General features: G+C 63.3%; 12 protein-coding genes. 6 read left to right on the top strand and 6 right to left on the bottom strand.

The window, feature by feature from the left end; translation table 11 throughout:
- Positions 1-32: 32 nt before the first annotated feature.
- Positions 33-1,064 (top strand): glycerophosphodiester phosphodiesterase family protein, encoded by a 1,032-nt coding sequence (locus M1E12_RS21945; RefSeq protein WP_479563280.1) that lies wholly within the window; start codon positions 33-35, stop codon positions 1,062-1,064.
- 69 nt (positions 1,065-1,133) lie between these two features.
- On the opposite strand, the gene M1E12_RS21940 is transcribed toward M1E12_RS21945, so the two are convergent.
- From M1E12_RS21940 to M1E12_RS21925, 4 genes are all read right to left on the bottom strand, one after another.
- Positions 1,134-3,347, bottom strand: coding sequence for an FAD-dependent oxidoreductase (locus M1E12_RS21940; protein WP_479563279.1), 2,214 nt, complete (start codon positions 3,345-3,347; stop codon positions 1,134-1,136).
- A gap of 34 nt (positions 3,348-3,381) precedes the next feature.
- On the bottom strand, positions 3,382-3,579 hold the full coding sequence (locus M1E12_RS21935; protein WP_479563278.1) for a hypothetical protein: 198 nt from the start codon (positions 3,577-3,579) through the stop codon (positions 3,382-3,384).
- A gap of 10 nt (positions 3,580-3,589) precedes the next feature.
- Positions 3,590-4,798, bottom strand: coding sequence for an acetyl-CoA C-acetyltransferase (locus M1E12_RS21930; protein ID WP_479563277.1), 1,209 nt, complete (start codon positions 4,796-4,798; stop codon positions 3,590-3,592).
- A gap of 195 nt (positions 4,799-4,993) precedes the next feature.
- The gene (locus tag M1E12_RS21925; protein WP_479563276.1) at positions 4,994-6,787 is read right to left on the bottom strand and encodes an acyl-CoA dehydrogenase C-terminal domain-containing protein; all 1,794 of its coding nucleotides are present in this window, start codon (positions 6,785-6,787) and stop codon (positions 4,994-4,996) included.
- Between the two features lie 394 nt (positions 6,788-7,181).
- Between M1E12_RS21925 and M1E12_RS21920 the strand changes: the two genes are divergently transcribed.
- From M1E12_RS21920 to M1E12_RS21910, 3 genes are all read left to right on the top strand, one after another.
- Entirely contained in the window at positions 7,182-10,991 is a 3,810-nt protein-coding gene (locus tag M1E12_RS21920) for a peptidoglycan-binding protein (protein ID WP_479563275.1), read from the top strand.
- A gap of 204 nt (positions 10,992-11,195) precedes the next feature.
- On the top strand, positions 11,196-12,113 hold the full coding sequence (locus M1E12_RS21915) for a sulfite exporter TauE/SafE family protein (protein WP_136542716.1): 918 nt from the start codon (positions 11,196-11,198) through the stop codon (positions 12,111-12,113).
- A gap of 1 nt (position 12,114) precedes the next feature.
- Entirely contained in the window at positions 12,115-12,918 is an 804-nt protein-coding gene (locus M1E12_RS21910; protein ID WP_479563274.1) for a TIGR02186 family protein, read from the top strand.
- A gap of 3 nt (positions 12,919-12,921) precedes the next feature.
- On the opposite strand, the gene pdeM is transcribed toward M1E12_RS21910, so the two are convergent.
- On the bottom strand, positions 12,922-13,638 hold the full coding sequence (gene pdeM, locus M1E12_RS21905; protein ID WP_479564942.1) for a ligase-associated DNA damage response endonuclease PdeM: 717 nt from the start codon (positions 13,636-13,638) through the stop codon (positions 12,922-12,924).
- 56 nt (positions 13,639-13,694) lie between these two features.
- Positions 13,695-16,214 (bottom strand): ligase-associated DNA damage response DEXH box helicase, encoded by a 2,520-nt coding sequence (locus M1E12_RS21900; protein ID WP_479563273.1) that lies wholly within the window; start codon positions 16,212-16,214, stop codon positions 13,695-13,697.
- 126 nt (positions 16,215-16,340) lie between these two features.
- On the opposite strand from M1E12_RS21900, the gene M1E12_RS21895 reads away from it, so the two are divergent.
- Positions 16,341-16,616, top strand: a complete 276-nt coding sequence (locus tag M1E12_RS21895; protein ID WP_479563272.1) for a type II toxin-antitoxin system Phd/YefM family antitoxin — start codon at positions 16,341-16,343, stop codon at positions 16,614-16,616.
- A 123-nt stretch (positions 16,617-16,739) separates the two neighbouring features.
- Positions 16,740-17,081: a hypothetical protein gene (locus M1E12_RS21890; protein ID WP_479563271.1), complete on the top strand. Its 342-nt coding sequence runs from the start codon at positions 16,740-16,742 to the stop codon at positions 17,079-17,081.
- The last annotated feature ends 4 nt before the right edge of the window (positions 17,082-17,085 follow it).

Raw genomic sequence — 17,085 nt, 5'->3', positions numbered from 1 at the left:
CGGGAACGAAATTGTAGATCGGAGCCCTGCTCATGCGTCTCGCCGTTCTCGTCCTTGGCCTGCTGCTTTCCCTCGTCACAGGGGCGGCCAGTCTCGCGCCCATTCCCCCGTCGAACCGGGCCGCCCTCATCCATGAGCGGCTTACCGAGGCAAACCTCAACCGGGATCATGTCATGGTTGTGGCCCATCGCGCCGGCTGGAAGAAGGGCGGAACAACCGTCAGGGCCGAGAATTCCTTCGCCGCGATCGACCATGCCGTCTCGACCGGCGTCGAAATGGTCGAGCTCGATGTCAGGCGGTCGCAGGATGGCGTTCTCGTCATCATGCATGACGAGACGCTGGATCGCACCACCACCTGCCGCGGCAAGGTCGCCGACTTCACGCTGAAGGCGCTGAGATCCTGCCAGCTTGTGGTGGAAGGAAGTCGCCGCGTGACGAACGAACATGTCTTCACGCTGGAAGAGGCCATGCTGCATGCGCGTGGCCGCATCCTGATCAACATCGACAACAAGCTGGAGCCGGAAGCATTGGTCGAGGTGGCGGACCTCGCCCGCAGCCTCGGCATGGCCGACGGCGTCCTGCTGAAGCTTGCGGTCTGGAATGCCGAACGGCTGCAACTGGCCCGTGACATACGCCGGGCCATCGGTCCGGACATTGCCTTCATGCCGATCCTCGCCGATGACGCCGTGACGGAAGCGGCCTTTGTCGATCGCACCCAATCGGCCCTCGGCGCACCGGCTGCCGAACTCGTCCATTGGTATCGCGACGCATCGCAGCCGATCACCGCCGATGGCGGTCCCCTGCTCTCACCACTCGCACGCGCCACCGCCATTCGCAACAATGCGCATCTCTGGATCAACACCTATCCGATCACCGACCGCCCTGAAGGCATGGTGGCTGGCGGGCGTGGCGATTATCTCGCGCTGAAGACCGGACGTCCCGAAGATGTCTGGGGCTTCTTCGTCGATCGGGGTGTGACGATCATCCAGACGGATGAGCCGGAGGCGGTGATCGCGTGGCTGGATGCCCAGGGTCTGCGACGTCCCTACGACCTGACCAACTGACGATTACTGTGTAGCCAAAACAGAAAAGGCGGCCCGAAAGCCGCCTTTTCCAACTCATCCCGATTTGCCTCAGGCGGCCTTGGCGGCTTCACCATAGGGGTCGAAGCGGCCGTAGAAGGTCTCGCCCTTGGCGGCCATGTCCTTAAGGAGCGGCGTCGGGGTGAAGTGCGCGCCGTAATCCTTGGCGAGACGCTCGCAGAGTTCCACGAAGGTCTTCACGCCCATGCCGTCGATGTAGGACAGGGCACCACCGGTGTAAGGTGCAAAGCCGAAGCCCAGGATCGAGCCGACATCGGCTTCGCGCGGATCGGTCACAATGCCTTCCTCGACGGTGCGGGCAGCTTCGAGCGCGATAGTCGCAAGGAACCGCTCCTGCAGCGTCTTGACGTTCACGGCGTCCGGCTTCTGCTGCGGATAGAGATTCTTCAGGCCCGGCCAGATGTGCTTCTTCGCCGGCTTTGCAGGATAGTCGTAGAAGCCCTTGCCGTTCTTGCGGCCGAAGCGCTCTTCCTTCTCCACCATGCGGGAAACAAGCTCCATGTGGCGCGGGTCGATCGCCTTTTCGCCGAGATCGGCAACGGTGGCCTTGAGGATCTTGTAGGAAAGATCGATCGCCACTTCGTCGTTCAAGGCGAGCGGACCGACCGGCATGCCGGCGAACTTCGCGGCATTCTCGATCATGACCGGCGGCACGCCTTCGATGAGCATGTTGTAGCTCTCGGACATGTAGCGCAGGACGCAGCGATTGACGAAGAAGCCGCGGGTGTCGTTGACGACGATCGGGGTCTTCTTGATCGCGGCAACATAGTCGAGGGCGACAGCGAGCGCCTTGTCGCCGGTTTCCTTGCCGAGGATGACTTCGGTCAGCATCATCTTCTCGACCGGCGAGAAGAAGTGGATGCCGATGAAATCGACCGGACGCTTGGAATTCTTGGCGAGACCGGTGATCGGCAGCGTCGAGGTGTTGGAGGCGAAGATTGCGCCTTCCGGCAGCACGGCCTCGACCTTCTCGATGACGGCCTTCTTGACGTCGCGGTCTTCGAAGACGGCTTCGATGACGAGATCGGCGTCGGCAAGCGTGCCATAATCGTCCGAGGGCGTGATGAGCGAGAGCAGCTTGTCGCCCTCGTCCTTGGTCATCTTGCCCTTACCGACGGCACCGGCAACGAGACCTTCCGAATGCGTCTTGCCCTTGCCGGCCGCTTCCATATCACGGTCGATCAGCACGACATTGATGCCGGCTGCTGCCGTGACGTAAGCGATCGAAGCGCCCATGAAACCTGCGCCGACGACGCCGACCTTCTTGATCTCGGACTTCGGCTGACCTGACGGGCGACGGGCGCCCTTGTTCAGCTCCTGCATCGAGACGAAGAGCGAGCGGATCATCGAATAGGCTTCGGTGGTCTGGACGATCTCGGTGAAATAGCGCTGCTCGATCTTCAGGCCCGTGTCGAACGGCACCTGCAGGCCTTCATAGACGCATTTGAGGATGGCGAGCGCGGCCGGATAGTTGCCGGCGGTTTCGCGGCGCAGGATGGCCGAGGCTGCGGGCCAGAGCTGGGCCGAAGCCGGGGTCCAGATGCCGCCACCGGGAACCTTGAAGCCCTTTTCATCCCAGGGGGCAACAGGCTTCAGGCCGTCCTTGATCATCTGCTTGGCAGCATTGATCAGTTCGCCGGGTTCGACGACCTGGTGCACCAGGTTCATTGCCTTGGCGCGAGCGGCCGAGAGGGTCTGACCCGTGGTCATCATCTGCAGGGCGTCCTGCGTGTTGGCGAGACGCGCCACGCGCTGCGTGCCGCCGGCGCCGGGGAAGATGCCGACCTTGACTTCCGGCAGGCCGATCTTGACCGACTTCGCGTTCGACGCCACGCGGCCATGGCAGGCGAGCGAGAGTTCGGTCGCGCCACCCATGCAGGTGCCGTTGATCGCCGAGACCCACGGCTTGCCGCAGGTTTCGATCTTGCGCCACAGCCAGGTCATGCGGCCGGCGGCGTCGAAGAGCTTCTGGACAGCGACGGTCGGGTCCTTGGCCTTTTCCTCTTCGAGCATGGAGAACATGCCCTTGATCATGGTGAGATCGGCGCCACCGGAGAAGGAGGACTTGCCGGAGGTGAAGACCACGCCCTTGATGCCATCATCGGCAACGGTCTGGTCGAGGATCTTCTCGATCTCGTCCATCACTTCGACAGTGAAGACGTTCATCGACTTGTCAGGCATGTCCCAGGTGACGAGTGCGATGCCGTCTGCGTCGGTCTCGATGGTGAAGTTCTTGTAGGTCATGATGGGATTCCTCTTCCCTGAAATCTCTTGTCGCTCAGAAGACGCCGAGAACGAAACACAGCCAGGTCACCAGAAGTCCGAGAATAACAACACTGAGCCAAAAGGTGATGCGGTTCGAAACGACATCCTTCTTGGCAAGGATCGGAGGCCCCTTCTCGGCGGCCTCTTTCATGTCGCCTTCGATCTTTCTCAGCTCAAAGTGTCGTTTGGTCTCGTTGTGATGACCGGCCATGGTGCTGTCCTCAAACGCGCTCGATCACCGTGGCCGTACCCATGCCAGCGCCGATGCAGAGCGTGACCAGCGCGGTGTTCAGATCGCGGCGCTCGAGTTCGTCCAGCACCGTGCCGAGGATCATCGCGCCGGTGGCACCGAGCGGATGGCCCATCGCGATCGCGCCGCCGGCGACGTTCATCTTGGAATGGTCGACTTCGAAATGCTGCATGAAGCGCAGGACGACAGCGGCAAAGGCTTCGTTCAGTTCGACGAGGTCGAAATCGGTAATCTTCATGCCGGTGCGCTTCAGGAGCTTTTCCGTCACGTCGACCGGACCGGTCAGCATGAGGGCCGGATCGGAGCCGATATTGGTGAAGGCGCGAATGCGGGCACGGGGCTTCAGGCCCATGCTTTCCCCGCCGGCCTTCGAGCCCACGATAACGGCCGCTGCGCCATCGACGATGCCGGAGGAATTGCCGGCATGGTGGATGTAGTTGATGCGCTCGACTTCGGGATGGGCCTGGATGGCCACGGCTTCGAAGCCGCCCATCTCGCCCGGCATCTGGAAGGAGGGGTTGAGGCTTGCCAGCGACTGCATGTCCGTGCCGGGGCGCATGTGCTCGTCGCGGTCGAGGATGACGAGGCCATTGCCGTCCTTCACGGGGATGACGGACTTGGCGAAGTTGCCGGCGGCCCAGGACGCGGCGGCGCGCTTCTGGCTCTCGACGGCATAGGCGTCGACGTCGTCGCGGGTGAAGCCATACTTGGTGGCGATCAGGTCAGCGGACACGCCCTGCGGCATGAAATAGCCGGGGAAGTTGACCGAGGGGTCCATGTACCAGGCGCCGCCCGACATGCCCATGCCGACGCGTGACATGCTTTCCACGCCACCGGCGATGACGATATCGTCCGAGCCGGCCTTGACCTTGCCGGCGGCGAGGTTGATCGCATCGAGACCGGATGCGCAGAAGCGCGAGATCTGGATGCCTGGGGCTGCGAAATCATAACCTGCCTCGAAGGCGGCGGCCTTCGGGATGACGGCGCCGGCTTCCATGACCGGGTCGACGCAGCCGAAGATGATGTCGTCGACGGTCGAGGTGTCGAGGCCGTTGCGGTCGCGCAGCGCTTCCAGCGTCTTGGCGGCCAGGCGCGGTGTCGGCACTTCGTGCAGCGATCCGTCCTTCTTGCCGCGCCCGCGGGGCGTGCGCACGTGGTCATAAATGAAGACTTCAGTCATCGTCTCTCTCCCTTGGGCGCGCAGGGGCGCCTTGATCTTGACGGGGCGTAACCCCTCATCCGCCTGCCGGCACCTTCTCCCCGCAGGCGGGGAGAAGGAGGAACCATCATAGGCCGCGTGGACTGTTACCCAAGCCGCAGCGGCCGCTTCCCCTCTCCCCGCATGCGGGGAGAGGGTAGGGTGAGGGGCAAAAACTCAAAACGCTTCCGCGGCCATTTCCATCAGGCTGTCGGCGCCGGTCTCGATGCGGGCCTTGCGCAGGCCCGTCTCCGGCATGACCTTTTCCATGTAGAAGCGGCCGGTCAACAGCTTGTTCTTGTAGTAATCGGCATCGCCAGAGCCTGCGGCAAGGTTGTCGTTGGCGGCCTTCGCCATCTTCGCCCACATGTAGCCGAGCACGACGAGGCCGAAGAGGTGCATGTAATCGGTCGAGCCGGCACCGGCGTTGTCGGGCTTGGCCATTGCATTCTGCATGAACCACATGGTGGAAGCCTGCAGGTCGTTCAAGCCCTTCTTCAGGCCCTTGGTGAAGAAGGCCATCTTCTCGTCATTGCGATGCTCTTCGCAGAAATCGCCGATTTCCTTGAAGAGCGCCATCACGGCGCGACCGCCATTGAGGCCGAGCTTGCGGCCAACGAGGTCCAGCGCCTGGATGCCGTTCGCACCTTCGTAGATCATCGCGATGCGGGCATCGCGGACATACTGGCTCATGCCCCATTCTTCGATGTAGCCGTGGCCACCATAGACCTGCTGGGCCATGACCGCATGGTCGAAGCCCTTGTCGGTGAGCACGCCCTTGAGGATCGGGGTCATCAGGCCGAGCACGTCGTCAGCGAGCTGCTTTTCAGCGGCATCACCCGAGCGGTGGGCGATGTCGGACTTCAAGGCCGTCCAGAGCGTGAAGGCACGGCCGGCTTCGTTGAAGGACTTGATCGTCAGCAGGGCGCGGCGGATGTCCGGATGCACGATGATCGGATCGGCCTTCTTTTCCGGCGCCTTGGCACCGGAGAGAGAGCGGCCCTGGATGCGTTCGCGGGCATAGTTGGCCGCGTTCTGGTAAGCGATCTCGGAGATCGACAGGCCCTGCAGGCCGACGCCGAGGCGGGCTTCGTTCATCATGACGAACATGGCAGCCAAGCCCTTGTTCTCGGCACCGATCAGATAACCGGTCGCCTCGTCATAGTTCATGACGCAAGTGGCGTTGCCGTGGATGCCCATCTTGTGCTCGATCGCACCGCAGGTGACGCCATTGCGCGCGCCGACGGAGCCGTCGTCGCCGACCATGAACTTCGGCACGATGAAGAGCGAGATGCCCTTGGTGCCCTCCGGTGCACCTTCGATGCGGGCCAGCACCAGGTGGATGATGTTATCCGACATGTCGTGTTCGCCGGCCGAGATGAAGATCTTCTGGCCGGAAATCTTGTAGGAGCCGTCGCCGTTCGGAACCGCCTTGGTGCGCAGCAGTCCGAGGTCGGTGCCGCAATGGGGCTCGGTGAGGTTCATGGTGCCGGTCCAGACACCCTCGACCATCTTCGGCAGGTACTTCTGCTTCTGCTCGTCGGAGCCATGCTCCAGGATGGCCGCGATCGCGCCCTGGGTCAGGCCCGGATACATCATCAGCGCCATGTTGGCCGAGGACATGTATTCACCGACGGCCGAATGCAGGGTATAGGGCAGGCCCTGACCGCCGAACTCCGCCGGAACCGCAAGACCCAACCAACCACCCTGACAGTAGGCGTCGTAGGCTTCCTTGAAGCCCTTCGGCGTCTTGACCGAACCATCGTCCGAACGAACGCAGCCTTCCTGGTCACCGGAGAGGTTCAGCGGGAAAAGCTGCTCTTCCGCGAGCTTAGCCGCCTCGCCGACGATCGCCTCGATCATGTCGGGGGTCGCGTCTTCGAAGCCCGGCAGGTTGTGATACCGCTCAAGACCAAGGACGTCGTTGAGTATGAAAAGCGTGTCGTTCACAGGGGCCTTGTAGACAGGCATCGGTCATCTTCCTCCAAAGACTTCGGTTCCGACGGGATCGGACTGTTCAGGCTTATACAAATAATTGACGTGCGCGTAAACGTCAAAATTTTCTCCCGCGGCATTTTTGCCGTTTGCGGGCGTCACTTTCGCTTTATCGGATGGTCCTAACGGAAGCCGCTTGCGCGGGGCGTGACGTGAGCGCGGAAGGTGCTGCCGTTAGCGAATTTCAGGCGAAGCTTAACGGCTTGTTTACCATGTTTCATGAAAGGTTGCGTTTGAAAGCTGGTGATCCATCCGCGATTCCGACTCACCTGCCTGCCGTTACGGCAGGCGCCTTTGTCGAAGCCGAAATGGGGCACCCGGACGCATTCGGACGCAAGCATCGTCCGGCATCATCGAGGCGAGCAGAACCATGAACGGATCGCGATCCCAGACCCAACGGCCCGGCAGCCCATCCTCCCTGGATGCGTTGAGCCGCACAATCGAAGGGCTTGAGGCGCGGATCGAAGGCCTGATCGGCCAGCAGGCCGCCCGCAGCCGCGCAGACGAGCCTGCACCGCGTGTCATCCCCGGTCGTCGCGCCGACGATCCTGTCCGCAGCGACCGCGATCAGCGGCCTGATCCGCTAGCCGAGATCCGCCAGCGTCAGCGGGCGCTGGAAGAAAGCCGCATCCGCGGCGGCGATCGCAGCCTGTACAGCCGCAGCGACGAGCTGCCGGCGCGCGCGCCGCTGCGCCAGCCCCTGCCGCCGCTCGCTGAATCGCAACCCGTCTATCCGACCCGTGCCGCCGCGCCTGCACGCGCAGGTTCCGAGTTTACCGAGGCGCTCATCGGCCTGCGCCAGGAACTCAAGCGCGACATCGCGGAGAGCCTATCTCACGAGATTGCCGGCCTCAGAAACGAGATGCGCTCGATCCGCGCCTTGGCCGAGGAGAGCCGTCCGCAGGACGACATGCGCCAGGACATCGCGCGCCTTGCCGAAAGCATCCAGCGGCTCGAAGGCCTGAAGGCCCCGGGCACGGACGGTCTGCGTGACGATTTCAACGAACTCCGCTCGCTGATGGATGGCCTTGCCCGCGAGGACTCCGTGCGTCGCATGGAGCGCCGCTGGGATGATGTCGAGGTGCGGCTCGACGGTCTCGACACGGGCGCCATGCGGGACGAGATCATCCGCATCGCGGACCGGCTCGACGACATCAAGTCGCAGCTCGGCGGCATGGGCGACACGCGCACCATCCGGGCGCTCGAAGAAAAGCTCGTGACCGTCGCAGCCGCGCTTGAACATATCGGCGCGCATATCGACCCGAACGAGCGCATGGTGATGGAGCAGTTTGCAGCGCTCGACACGCGTCTCGACGAGATCACGCGCGCGATTGCCGCCGGCAGCCGCAACACCGGCCCGGGCAATGATCCCGCCACCTTCCATCGCCTGGAGGAGCGGCTTTCCGGTCTGGCCCGTCAGATCGAGACAATCTCGGACCACCGGTCACCCCAGTATGACGTCTCGCGCGAAATGGCCGAACGGCTGGAACTTCTGACCGAGCGGATCGAGCAGCTGTCCGCCGAGCAGGGCACGGTTCGCCTCGAGGAGCGCCTCGACCAGCTCTCCTACATGCTGGAGAAGGTGCAGAAGCCCGCCCCGGCTCCGGAACTGACCGGCTACCTCGCCGACATCTCCCGCAAAATCGATGCGCTCGATGGCGGCAGCGTCAATGATCGCCTTGCCGACCGGCTGGAAATCCTCGCGCGGCGCATCGAAGAACTGGACGCACCGCAGGCCGTTGCCGTCATCGACGACAGCGCGTTGCGCAATCTCGAAGACCGGTTGAATGCCGTTGTCGACCGGCTGGAGGAGACGAGCTCCACGGGTCCGGTCGGTGGCGAGAGCGCCAGCCTCAAGGGGCTCGAAGACCAGATTGCCCATCTCTCGGCTTTGATCAGCCAGCCGTCGCCGGCGGACCCCGAGGTCGCAGGCCGCATCTCCGCGCTGGAAGACTATGTGGCGACCAGCGACGAATACATCATCGAAGCCGCCCGCCAGGCCGCCGAAACGGTCATGGCGAATTTCACGCAGCGTTTCCCGACGGGCTCTCAGGCGAATGCCGCAGACATCTCGGCGCTTTCTGCGCTGTCCGATCACCTGCGGCAGCTCGAAGACTACACCCGCCACTCGGAAGAGCGCACCCATCGGACCTTCGAAGCGCTGCACGACACGCTCGTGCAGATCGCCGGCCGGCTCGATGAGCTGCATCATCCGAGCTACCAGACGGAACCCGCACCACTCTTCGGTCAGGCACCACTTGCGAGCGCACCGCAGCAGCGGGCTGCCGAAATGCCTGTTGCCGCATCGCAGCCGGAGCGCGTGGTCGTCGAGCCTGCCGCACAGGCTCCGCATCCGATCGACGAGGAACTGCTCGCCGCAGCCGACGACTTTGCCCAGACCATGACGGCCCTGCCGGTCATCGACGCCGCGCGCGAGAAGAAGGCCGCCAAGCCGAGCCTGCTTGCTGGTCTCGGCAAGAAGCTGATGCCCGGCAAGAAGGGCCCGAAGGCACCCGTCGAGGCTCGCCAGGCCATCGACCCCGCGCCATCGATTGATCCGGTCGATGTGATCCCGCCCGATGATGCCAATGAATTGCTGGAGCCGGGTTCCGGTGCGCCAGACGTGCGCAAGATCCTGGAGCGCGTGCGCGCCAGCCAGCAGGCGGCAAAGCCCGGCACGGCTGCCGAGGACAATGGCGACCGGACCGATTACATCGCAGCTGCACGCCGCGCCGCGCAGGCGGCCGCCATGGAGATGGACCGCGCCCAGAAGGCCGCCCCCTCGGGCAACAAGACGATGGCCGACGTGAAGGCCAAGGCCAAGGGCGGCGAGCCTTCGCTGTTTACCCGCTATCGCCGGCCGATCCTGATGGCCGTCGGCGCTATCCTGCTCGCCGCCATGGCCATGCCGCTGGTCAACACGCTGACCCGCAGCGAAGCGCCGGCCGTTGTCGAGCAATCCGCCGCAGAACAGACCAGTGAAGCCGTTCCGGCCGATGCGGCACCGGGTGATGCTGTCGAAACCGGCGTCGAAGCCAATGCAGTGGTGGAGCCGACGGCCCTGCCCGCGGAGGATATGGCGGAGGCTCCCGCCGAGACGGACGAGCCGATCGCTGCGGCATCGGATGTGGTCTCAGCCGAACCTGTCCAGGCCGGCAATGCCGCACCCGTCAACGCCCTAATGGCGCCGGCTCCGACTGGTCCCACACAGACGCTCGAGCCCTCCGTAGCCGCACCGGTTGCCTCGACGCTCGCCCCCGCGCCCGCCGAACCTGCCAAGGTGGTGGTGGCCGAGGAGATCCAGCCGGCCGCGCCATCGGCCGAGATCGTCGTACCCGCCGAAATCACGCCGCCGTCCCTGTCGATTGCTGCCAAGAATGGGGATCCGCTGGCGCTCTTCGAAATCGGCGCGCGCTATACGGACGGCCGGGGCGTCGCAAATGACTTCGCCGAAGCGGCCAAGTGGTACCGCCTTTCCGCCGACAAGGGCTTCGCGCTCGCCCAGTACCGCCTTGCGAACTTCCTTGAAAAGGGAACGGGCGTCGCACCCAATATCGCGGAAGCGAAGCGCTACTACGAGATGGCCGCCAATGCCGGCAATGCCAGCGCCATGCACAACCTCGCCGTCATCTATGCCTCGGGCAAGGATGGCGCACAGGATTACGCGAAGGCGGTCGAGTGGTTCACCAAAGCCTCCGAATACGGCGTGTCGGACAGCCAGTTCAACCTGGCGATCCTCAGCGCCCGTGGCAACGGCACCGCTCAGGATCTCGTCGCCTCCTACAAGTGGTTCGCGATTGCCGCCAAGGGTGGCGATACCGATGCCGCCCAGAAGCGTGACGAAGTGGCCAATGCGCTGAAGCCGGACCAGCTGGAGCGGGCGCGCGCCGACGTGGACTCCTGGAAGCCGAAGGAGCTCAACCCGGACGCAAACTCCGCCAATACGCCGGACGAATGGGCCGGCAAGGGCCTGAAGACGGCCAGCGTCGACATGAAGAAAGCAATCCGCAACATTCAGGCCATTCTCAACAAGAACGGCTTCGACGCCGGCGCGCCCGACGGCGTGATGGGCGCGAAAACGGTGGCAGCGATCAAGGCTTTCCAAACCTCCATCGGGGAAGAACCGACGGGCCAGGTGACGGACAAGCTGGTGACGGAACTGCTCCAGCGCAACAAATGATGCGCCTGTCACAAAAGACCGCGAATCAGGGTCTATGACGGGCTCGCGAATTGACTTGATTGGCCGCGAGGCGCAAGAAAGAATTCGATAGGGAGCAAGTCCGATCAAGGACTTGCTGCCACCCAGCATGAGTAAGAGCAAAGGGCGGGAAGCCCTGATGTGACCGCGCCCGAGTGCGCGGCTGCCTGCATTTGAGGTCCTGACGTGACGATCTATCTGCCGATCGCCGAGTTGTCGGTCAACGTGTTCATCATCCTCGGCATGGGCGCGGCTGTCGGTTTCCTCTCGGGCATGTTCGGCGTGGGCGGCGGCTTCCTCATCACTCCGCTTCTGATCTTCTACAACATCCCGCCCGTGGTCGCGGTCGCGACCGGTGCGAACCAGGTGGTGGCCTCCTCGGTCTCTGGTGCCATCTCGCATTTCCGGCGCGGAACGCTGGACATGAAGCTCGGGACGGTCCTGCTTGTCGGGGGTCTCGTCGGCGCGACGATCGGTGTCTACATCTTTTCCTGGCTCAGACGCCTCGGCCAGCTCGACCTGATCATCTCGCTCCTCTACGTCGTCTTCCTCGGCACGGTGGGCGGGCTGATGCTGGCGGAGAGCCTGCGGGCGCTCAGACGCGCCGCGCGAAACGAGGCGGCACCGCTGAAGCGGCCCGGCCAGCACAACTGGGTGCATCGGCTGCCCTTCAAGATGCGGTTCAAGAAGTCGAAGATCTATCTGAGCGTCATCCCGATCCTGGCGCTTGGCTTCGGCATCGGCATCCTGACCTCGGTCATGGGTGTCGGCGGCGGCTTCATCATGGTGCCCGCCATGATCTATCTGCTCCGCATCCCGACCAATGTCGTTGTCGGCACCTCGCTCTTCCAGATCATCTTCACCACCGCCTACACCACGATCGTCCAGGCCGCGACCAACTATTCCGTCGACATCGTGCTCGCCTTCATTCTGATGGTCGCAGGCGTGATCGGGGCTCAATACGGCGTGCGCGTTGGCCAGAAGCTGCGCGGGGAGCAACTGCGCGCCCTGCTCGGCCTGCTCGTGCTGGCCGTCGGCGTGCGCCTCGCGATCGAACTGGTCGTGACGCCTGACGACATCTACTCGCTGGCGATCGGGGGTTGAGATGCGTTCACCTCTCGTCGCCCTCGCACTGCTCGTTCTCACATCGCTGCCGATCCCGGTTGCGGCGCAGGATCCGCTGACGTCGCAGCTTGCGGAAACCGAAGGGCTGGACATCGGAACCTCGACCAGCGAAATCGCCATCACCTCGGATTTCTCCGGCGCCGACCTCACGATTTTCGGGGCGCTGACGAATACCGACCAGTTGCTCCTGGCGATCGGCCAGTATGACGTGGTGGTGACGCTCGAGGGGCCGCGCGACTGGACGACCGTGCGCCGGAAAGAACGGCTCTTCGGGATCTGGGTGAACCGCACCTCTCTGACCTTCGAGCAGATGCCGATTTCCTACTCGCTCGCCAGCACGCGGCCGGTGGAAGAAATCGCACCCGACGATGTCCTGACCTCGCTTGGCATCGGGATCGATCACGTGGCGCTGACGCCCACGGGCTTTATCAGCAATGCTGCCAATCTTGGCGAGTTTCGCGATGCCTTCCGACGGCTGAAGCAGTCCGGCGGGCTCTACCAGCGCGATACCGGCGGCGTTCGCTTCGTGTCATCAAGCCTGTTCAAGGCGACGCTCCGGCTCCCGGCCAATATCCCGAACGGCGTACACATGGTGCATGCCTATCTCTTCAAGTCGGGGCAGTTCATCGCCGAAAAAGAACTGCCGCTCCGCGTCATCAAGACAGGTCTCGAAGAGGCGATCACAGAGGCTGCCCATCAGCGCCCCCTCGCCTACGGTGCCTTCGCGGTGCTGCTCGCCCTGATCACAGGCTGGGCCGCAAGCCTGATCTTCCGCAAGGACTGACGGTTAGCCCAAAAGATTCCCATAGCGGACCGAGTAGATCCGATCGCGGCCGAGGAGGTGGGCGATCAGATCGGTGCGGGCAAAGAGACCGGTGAAGGCCTTGTGGCGCAGGTCGAGGCCGCCGGTGGTGACGCCGAAGGAGGGCATGATCATGCGCAGGCCGTCAGTCGCAAAACAGGGACGACGAACGGATTTTTCGCGGCGGCGGACGGTCGCCGAGGGGTGAAGATGGCCGGCAACTTCGCCCTTGCCATGGGCAAGCGAGGGCTCATGGCGGAAGGTCAGTCCGGCAAGCGAAAACTCATCCACCGAGATGCCCGGCAGAGCCGTGGTGCCATCCGGATCATGGTTGCCGTTGATCCAGACGAAATCGCGTCCACCGGCCAGGCCGAAGATCATCTCGCGGAACAGCGTGGGCATCAGGGCCGAGCCGACGCGGTCGTGGAAATTGTCGCCCAGGCTGACGATCGTGGTCGGCTCGTAGCGCGCCACGACATTTTCCAGCATGCGGAGCGTGGCAAGTGTGTCGTAAGGGGGCAGCAACTGGCCACGTCTGGCAAAGGCTGAGCCTTTCTCGAGGTGCAGATCCGAGACCACGAGCGTGCGATGATCCGGCAGGTACATGGCGCCGGTGAGATCACAAACGGCCGCGACACCCGAAAGGGCAATCTCGGTCGTCGTCTCCACTGTCTCGATCGGCGCGAGGCGCCGGGCCGTCATACCCGTCATCTGTTCATTCCGCAGCATCAGGCCTCGTCATAGCCGGTCTGCCTGATTCACGCCATGGCTTCGGCGATCAGATCTTCCGCCGCCATGGACAGCACGTGCTCCTGGGCCTCACCCGCCACCGGCTCCTTGCCGATCTCCAGCATCACCGGGACGGCGAGCGGCGAGATCTGCATGAGGCGCTTGTGCAAGATATGCCCCTTGATTCGCTCCAGCATATCGGCAAGGCGGGCAATGTCCAAAAGTCCTGCGGCGGCATCCTGTCGCGTCGCCTGCATCAGGATGTGGTCCGGTTCGTGGCTGCGGAGGACGTCATAGATCAGGTCGGAGGAGACGGTCACCTGCCGACCGGACTTTTCCTTACCGGGATGACGCTGCTCGATCAGGCCGGCGATGACGGCACAGTTGCGGAAGGTGCGCTTCAGCATGAAGCTCTCGTCGAGCCAGGTTTCCAGATCGTCGCCCAGCATGTCCTGGTCGAAGAGTTCGGAGAGGCTCAAGGCGCCGCGCGCGATCAGAGACCCCATGTCCTCCAGGCCCCAGATCGCAAGAGCGTAATCGGTCGCGACAAAGCCCAGGGGCTTGGCGCGCATCCGCTCCAGACGGCGGGTGAGCAACATGCCGAGCGTCTGATGCGCGAGCCGGCCCTCGAAGGCATAGATCACCATGTAGAAGCGCTCGCCGCGCGGGAAGGTCTCGATCAGGAGGTCGCCGCGTTTGGGCAAGACCGACTTCTCCGCCTGCAAGGACAGCCAGTCCCGCACCTGGTCGGGCAGGCTCATGCGGCGCTCGGGGTCGTCGAGCATGGCGCGGACCTGATCTGCCAAATAAGTCGAGAGCGGGAACTTGCCGCCGGCATAGGCCGGGATCTTCGGGTCCATGGAAAAGGCGTTCGACACGAGACATTCGTTGTCCCTTATGCCCTCGAAGCGCAGCACCTTGCCCGAGAACAGGAAGGTATCGCCCTGGGTCAGCTGCTCGAAGAAATACTCCTCGACCTTGCCGAGCGTCATGCCGCCGCGACCGATCGAGCCCAGATGGTTGCGCTTGACGAGACGGACATTGAGCATCGGCATTTCGACGATGGTGCCGAGGTTGAGGCGATATTGCTGGGCGACCTGCGGATTTGAGACGCGCCATAGTCCATCCTTGCGGCGGCGGATGCGGGCGTAACGTTCGTATGTGCGAAGCGCGTAGCCGCCGGTCGCGACGAAATCAACGATGCGGGCAAAGGTCTCGCGCGGCAGGTCAGCATAGGGAAGCGCCGTCGTCACCTCGCGATAGAGGTCCTCCTCGTCGAAGGCATCGGCACAGGCCATGCCGAGCACATGCTGGGCCAGCACATCGAGCGAGCCTTGGCCGACGGGCGGCGTATCCTGCGCGCCGATATAGTTGGCATCGAGGGCGGCCTGGCACTCCATCACCTCGAAGCGATTGGCCGGCACCAGGATTGCGCGCGAGGGTTCGTCCATCCGGTGATTGGCGCGGCCGATCCGTTGAGCAAGGCGGGAGGCACCCTTGGGCGCACCGACATGGATGACGAGATCGACGTCGCCCCAGTCGATCCCGAGATCGAGCGTCGAAGTGGCCACTACCGCACGCAGACGATTTTCGGCCATGGCGGCTTCCACCTTGCGGCGCTGGGAAACATCGAGGGAGCCATGGTGGAGCGCAATCGGCAGATTGTCGTCGTTCACCGTCCAGAGTTCCTGAAACAGCATCTCGGCCTGGGATCGCGTGTTGACGAAGAGCAGCGTCGTCTGAAACTCCTTCAGCACCTTGTAGATCTCTGGAATGGCGTAGACGGCCCGGTGCCCGGACCAGGGAATGCGATCCTCCGTCTGCAGGATGGTGATGTTCGGTCGCGCACCGCCGTCGACCGTGATAATGCCGGCGGCTCTCTCGCCCTCGTCCGGCTGCGCCACCAGCCAGCGGCGCAGGTCCATCGGCTGGGCCACCGTGGCGGAGAGGCCGATGGTCTTCAGGCCGGGCGCAAGCTTCCGCAGACGCGCAAGGCCGAGCGACAGAAGATGGCCGCGCTTGGATGTGACCAGCGAATGCAGTTCGTCGAAGATGACGTAACGCAGGTCCTTGAAAAAGCGCTCCGCATCCGAATGCGAGATCAGAAGCGCCACCTGCTCCGGCGTCGTCAGCAGGATATCCGGCGGATTGGTCTTCTGCCGCTGGCGCTTCGAGGCTGGAGTGTCACCGGTGCGGTTCTCGATGGTGATCGGAAGCCCCATCTCGATGACGGGCTTCATCAGATTGCGCTCGATGTCGACGGCAAGCGCCTTGAGCGGCGAAATGTAGAGCGTGTGGATGCCGGTAAAGGCTTCGCCCGGCTTTTTGCGCCCGCGCTCGGTGAGTTCCGTCAGTGACGGCAGAAAGCCGGCCAGCGTTTTACCGGCACCGGTCGGCGCGATCAGAAGCAGGCTTTCGCCACCGCTTTCGCCCGATCTCGCCCGGCCCAGAAGCTCCAGCTGATGGTCACGCGGATGCCAGCCCTTCTCGCCGAACCAGCGGAGGAAGGGGGCAGGCAGCAGGGCAAGGGCGGAATCAGCTGTTGTCACCGCCCCAAGGTAGTGGACGGGCGAGGAAAGAGAAGAGGTGATACGGTGCCCAGCCTGTCTCTGGGCAATGTTGAGAAAGTAAGAGTAAAGTGCTATCTTCCGTAACTTACGGAAAAAGGAGATGTCATGGCTAGCGTACCTGCCTCCGAGTTTCAGAAGAATTTCGGCGAGTGGCACGAGCGAATCTATCAGGGTCCGGTTGAGATCACCCGCTACGGTCGGCCAACGGCCTATCTCGTGTCGGCCGAAATGTTTCAGCAGCTTTGGGAGCGCTTCCGCGTGAACATGCCGGTGGAAGCGCTCAGCATCGGTGAGATCGAGGCAATCATGCAGGCCGAGGTGACTAGCGACCAACCGTACAACCTTGATGACCTGCCCGATGAGCCTGCGGAGCCACGTTGACGGTTTCCTCGGATGAGAATCCCGGCGGAACCTCCCATTGGACATATAATCGCTTACGAGTATCTCTGGTCCAGCAAGGCTAAGCGACGAGAGGATGGAGAGAAGACCTATCCGACCGCGCTCTTGCTGGCAAAGAAGGACGATTTTGGCGCGACAATCGTCTATGCTCTGGGCATCTCACATATGCCACCCGCCGCGACACGACGGGCGCTGCAGGTGCCGCGAAAGCTCTGCCGCCATATCGGTCTCGATGACCGTCCGCAGTGGATTTACACCGACGAGCTCAATCTTTTCGTCTGGCCGGGCCCAGATCTGCGGCCCGCTCAGTGGATTTCACAGAAGAGGCTCATTGAGGACACCTGCGTCCTCGGCCCCCTTCCGACAGACTGGTTTGACCTCGTCAAACAGCATTTTGCCGAAAGCTACCAGCTTCGGCAGCTTTCAGTGACGAAACGTACGGACTAAGCGG

It is taken from the genome of Rhizobium sp. K33, assembly GCF_056501445.1.
The sequence above is the reverse complement of the archived record's forward strand: the minus strand, read 5'-3'. Positions and strand labels throughout refer to the sequence as shown.

Bases quoted from the DNA above. Each gene is read 5' to 3' on its own strand.
- M1E12_RS21945 (WP_479563280.1), top strand. From the start codon at position 33: ATGCGTCTCGCCGTTCTCGTCCTTGGCCTGCTGCTTTCCCTCGTCACA.
- M1E12_RS21940 (WP_479563279.1), bottom strand. From the start codon at position 3,347: ATGACCTACAAGAACTTCACCATCGAGACCGACGCAGACGGCATCGCA.
- M1E12_RS21935 (WP_479563278.1), bottom strand. From the start codon at position 3,579: ATGGCCGGTCATCACAACGAGACCAAACGACACTTTGAGCTGAGAAAG.
- M1E12_RS21930 (WP_479563277.1), bottom strand. From the start codon at position 4,798: ATGACTGAAGTCTTCATTTATGACCACGTGCGCACGCCCCGCGGGCGC.
- M1E12_RS21925 (WP_479563276.1), bottom strand. From the start codon at position 6,787: ATGCCTGTCTACAAGGCCCCTGTGAACGACACGCTTTTCATACTCAAC.
- M1E12_RS21920 (WP_479563275.1), top strand. From the start codon at position 7,182: ATGAACGGATCGCGATCCCAGACCCAACGGCCCGGCAGCCCATCCTCC.
- M1E12_RS21910 (WP_479563274.1), top strand. From the start codon at position 12,115: ATGCGTTCACCTCTCGTCGCCCTCGCACTGCTCGTTCTCACATCGCTG.
- pdeM (WP_479564942.1), bottom strand. From the start codon at position 13,638: ATGACGGCCCGGCGCCTCGCGCCGATCGAGACAGTGGAGACGACGACC.
- M1E12_RS21895 (WP_479563272.1), top strand. From the start codon at position 16,341: ATGGCTAGCGTACCTGCCTCCGAGTTTCAGAAGAATTTCGGCGAGTGG.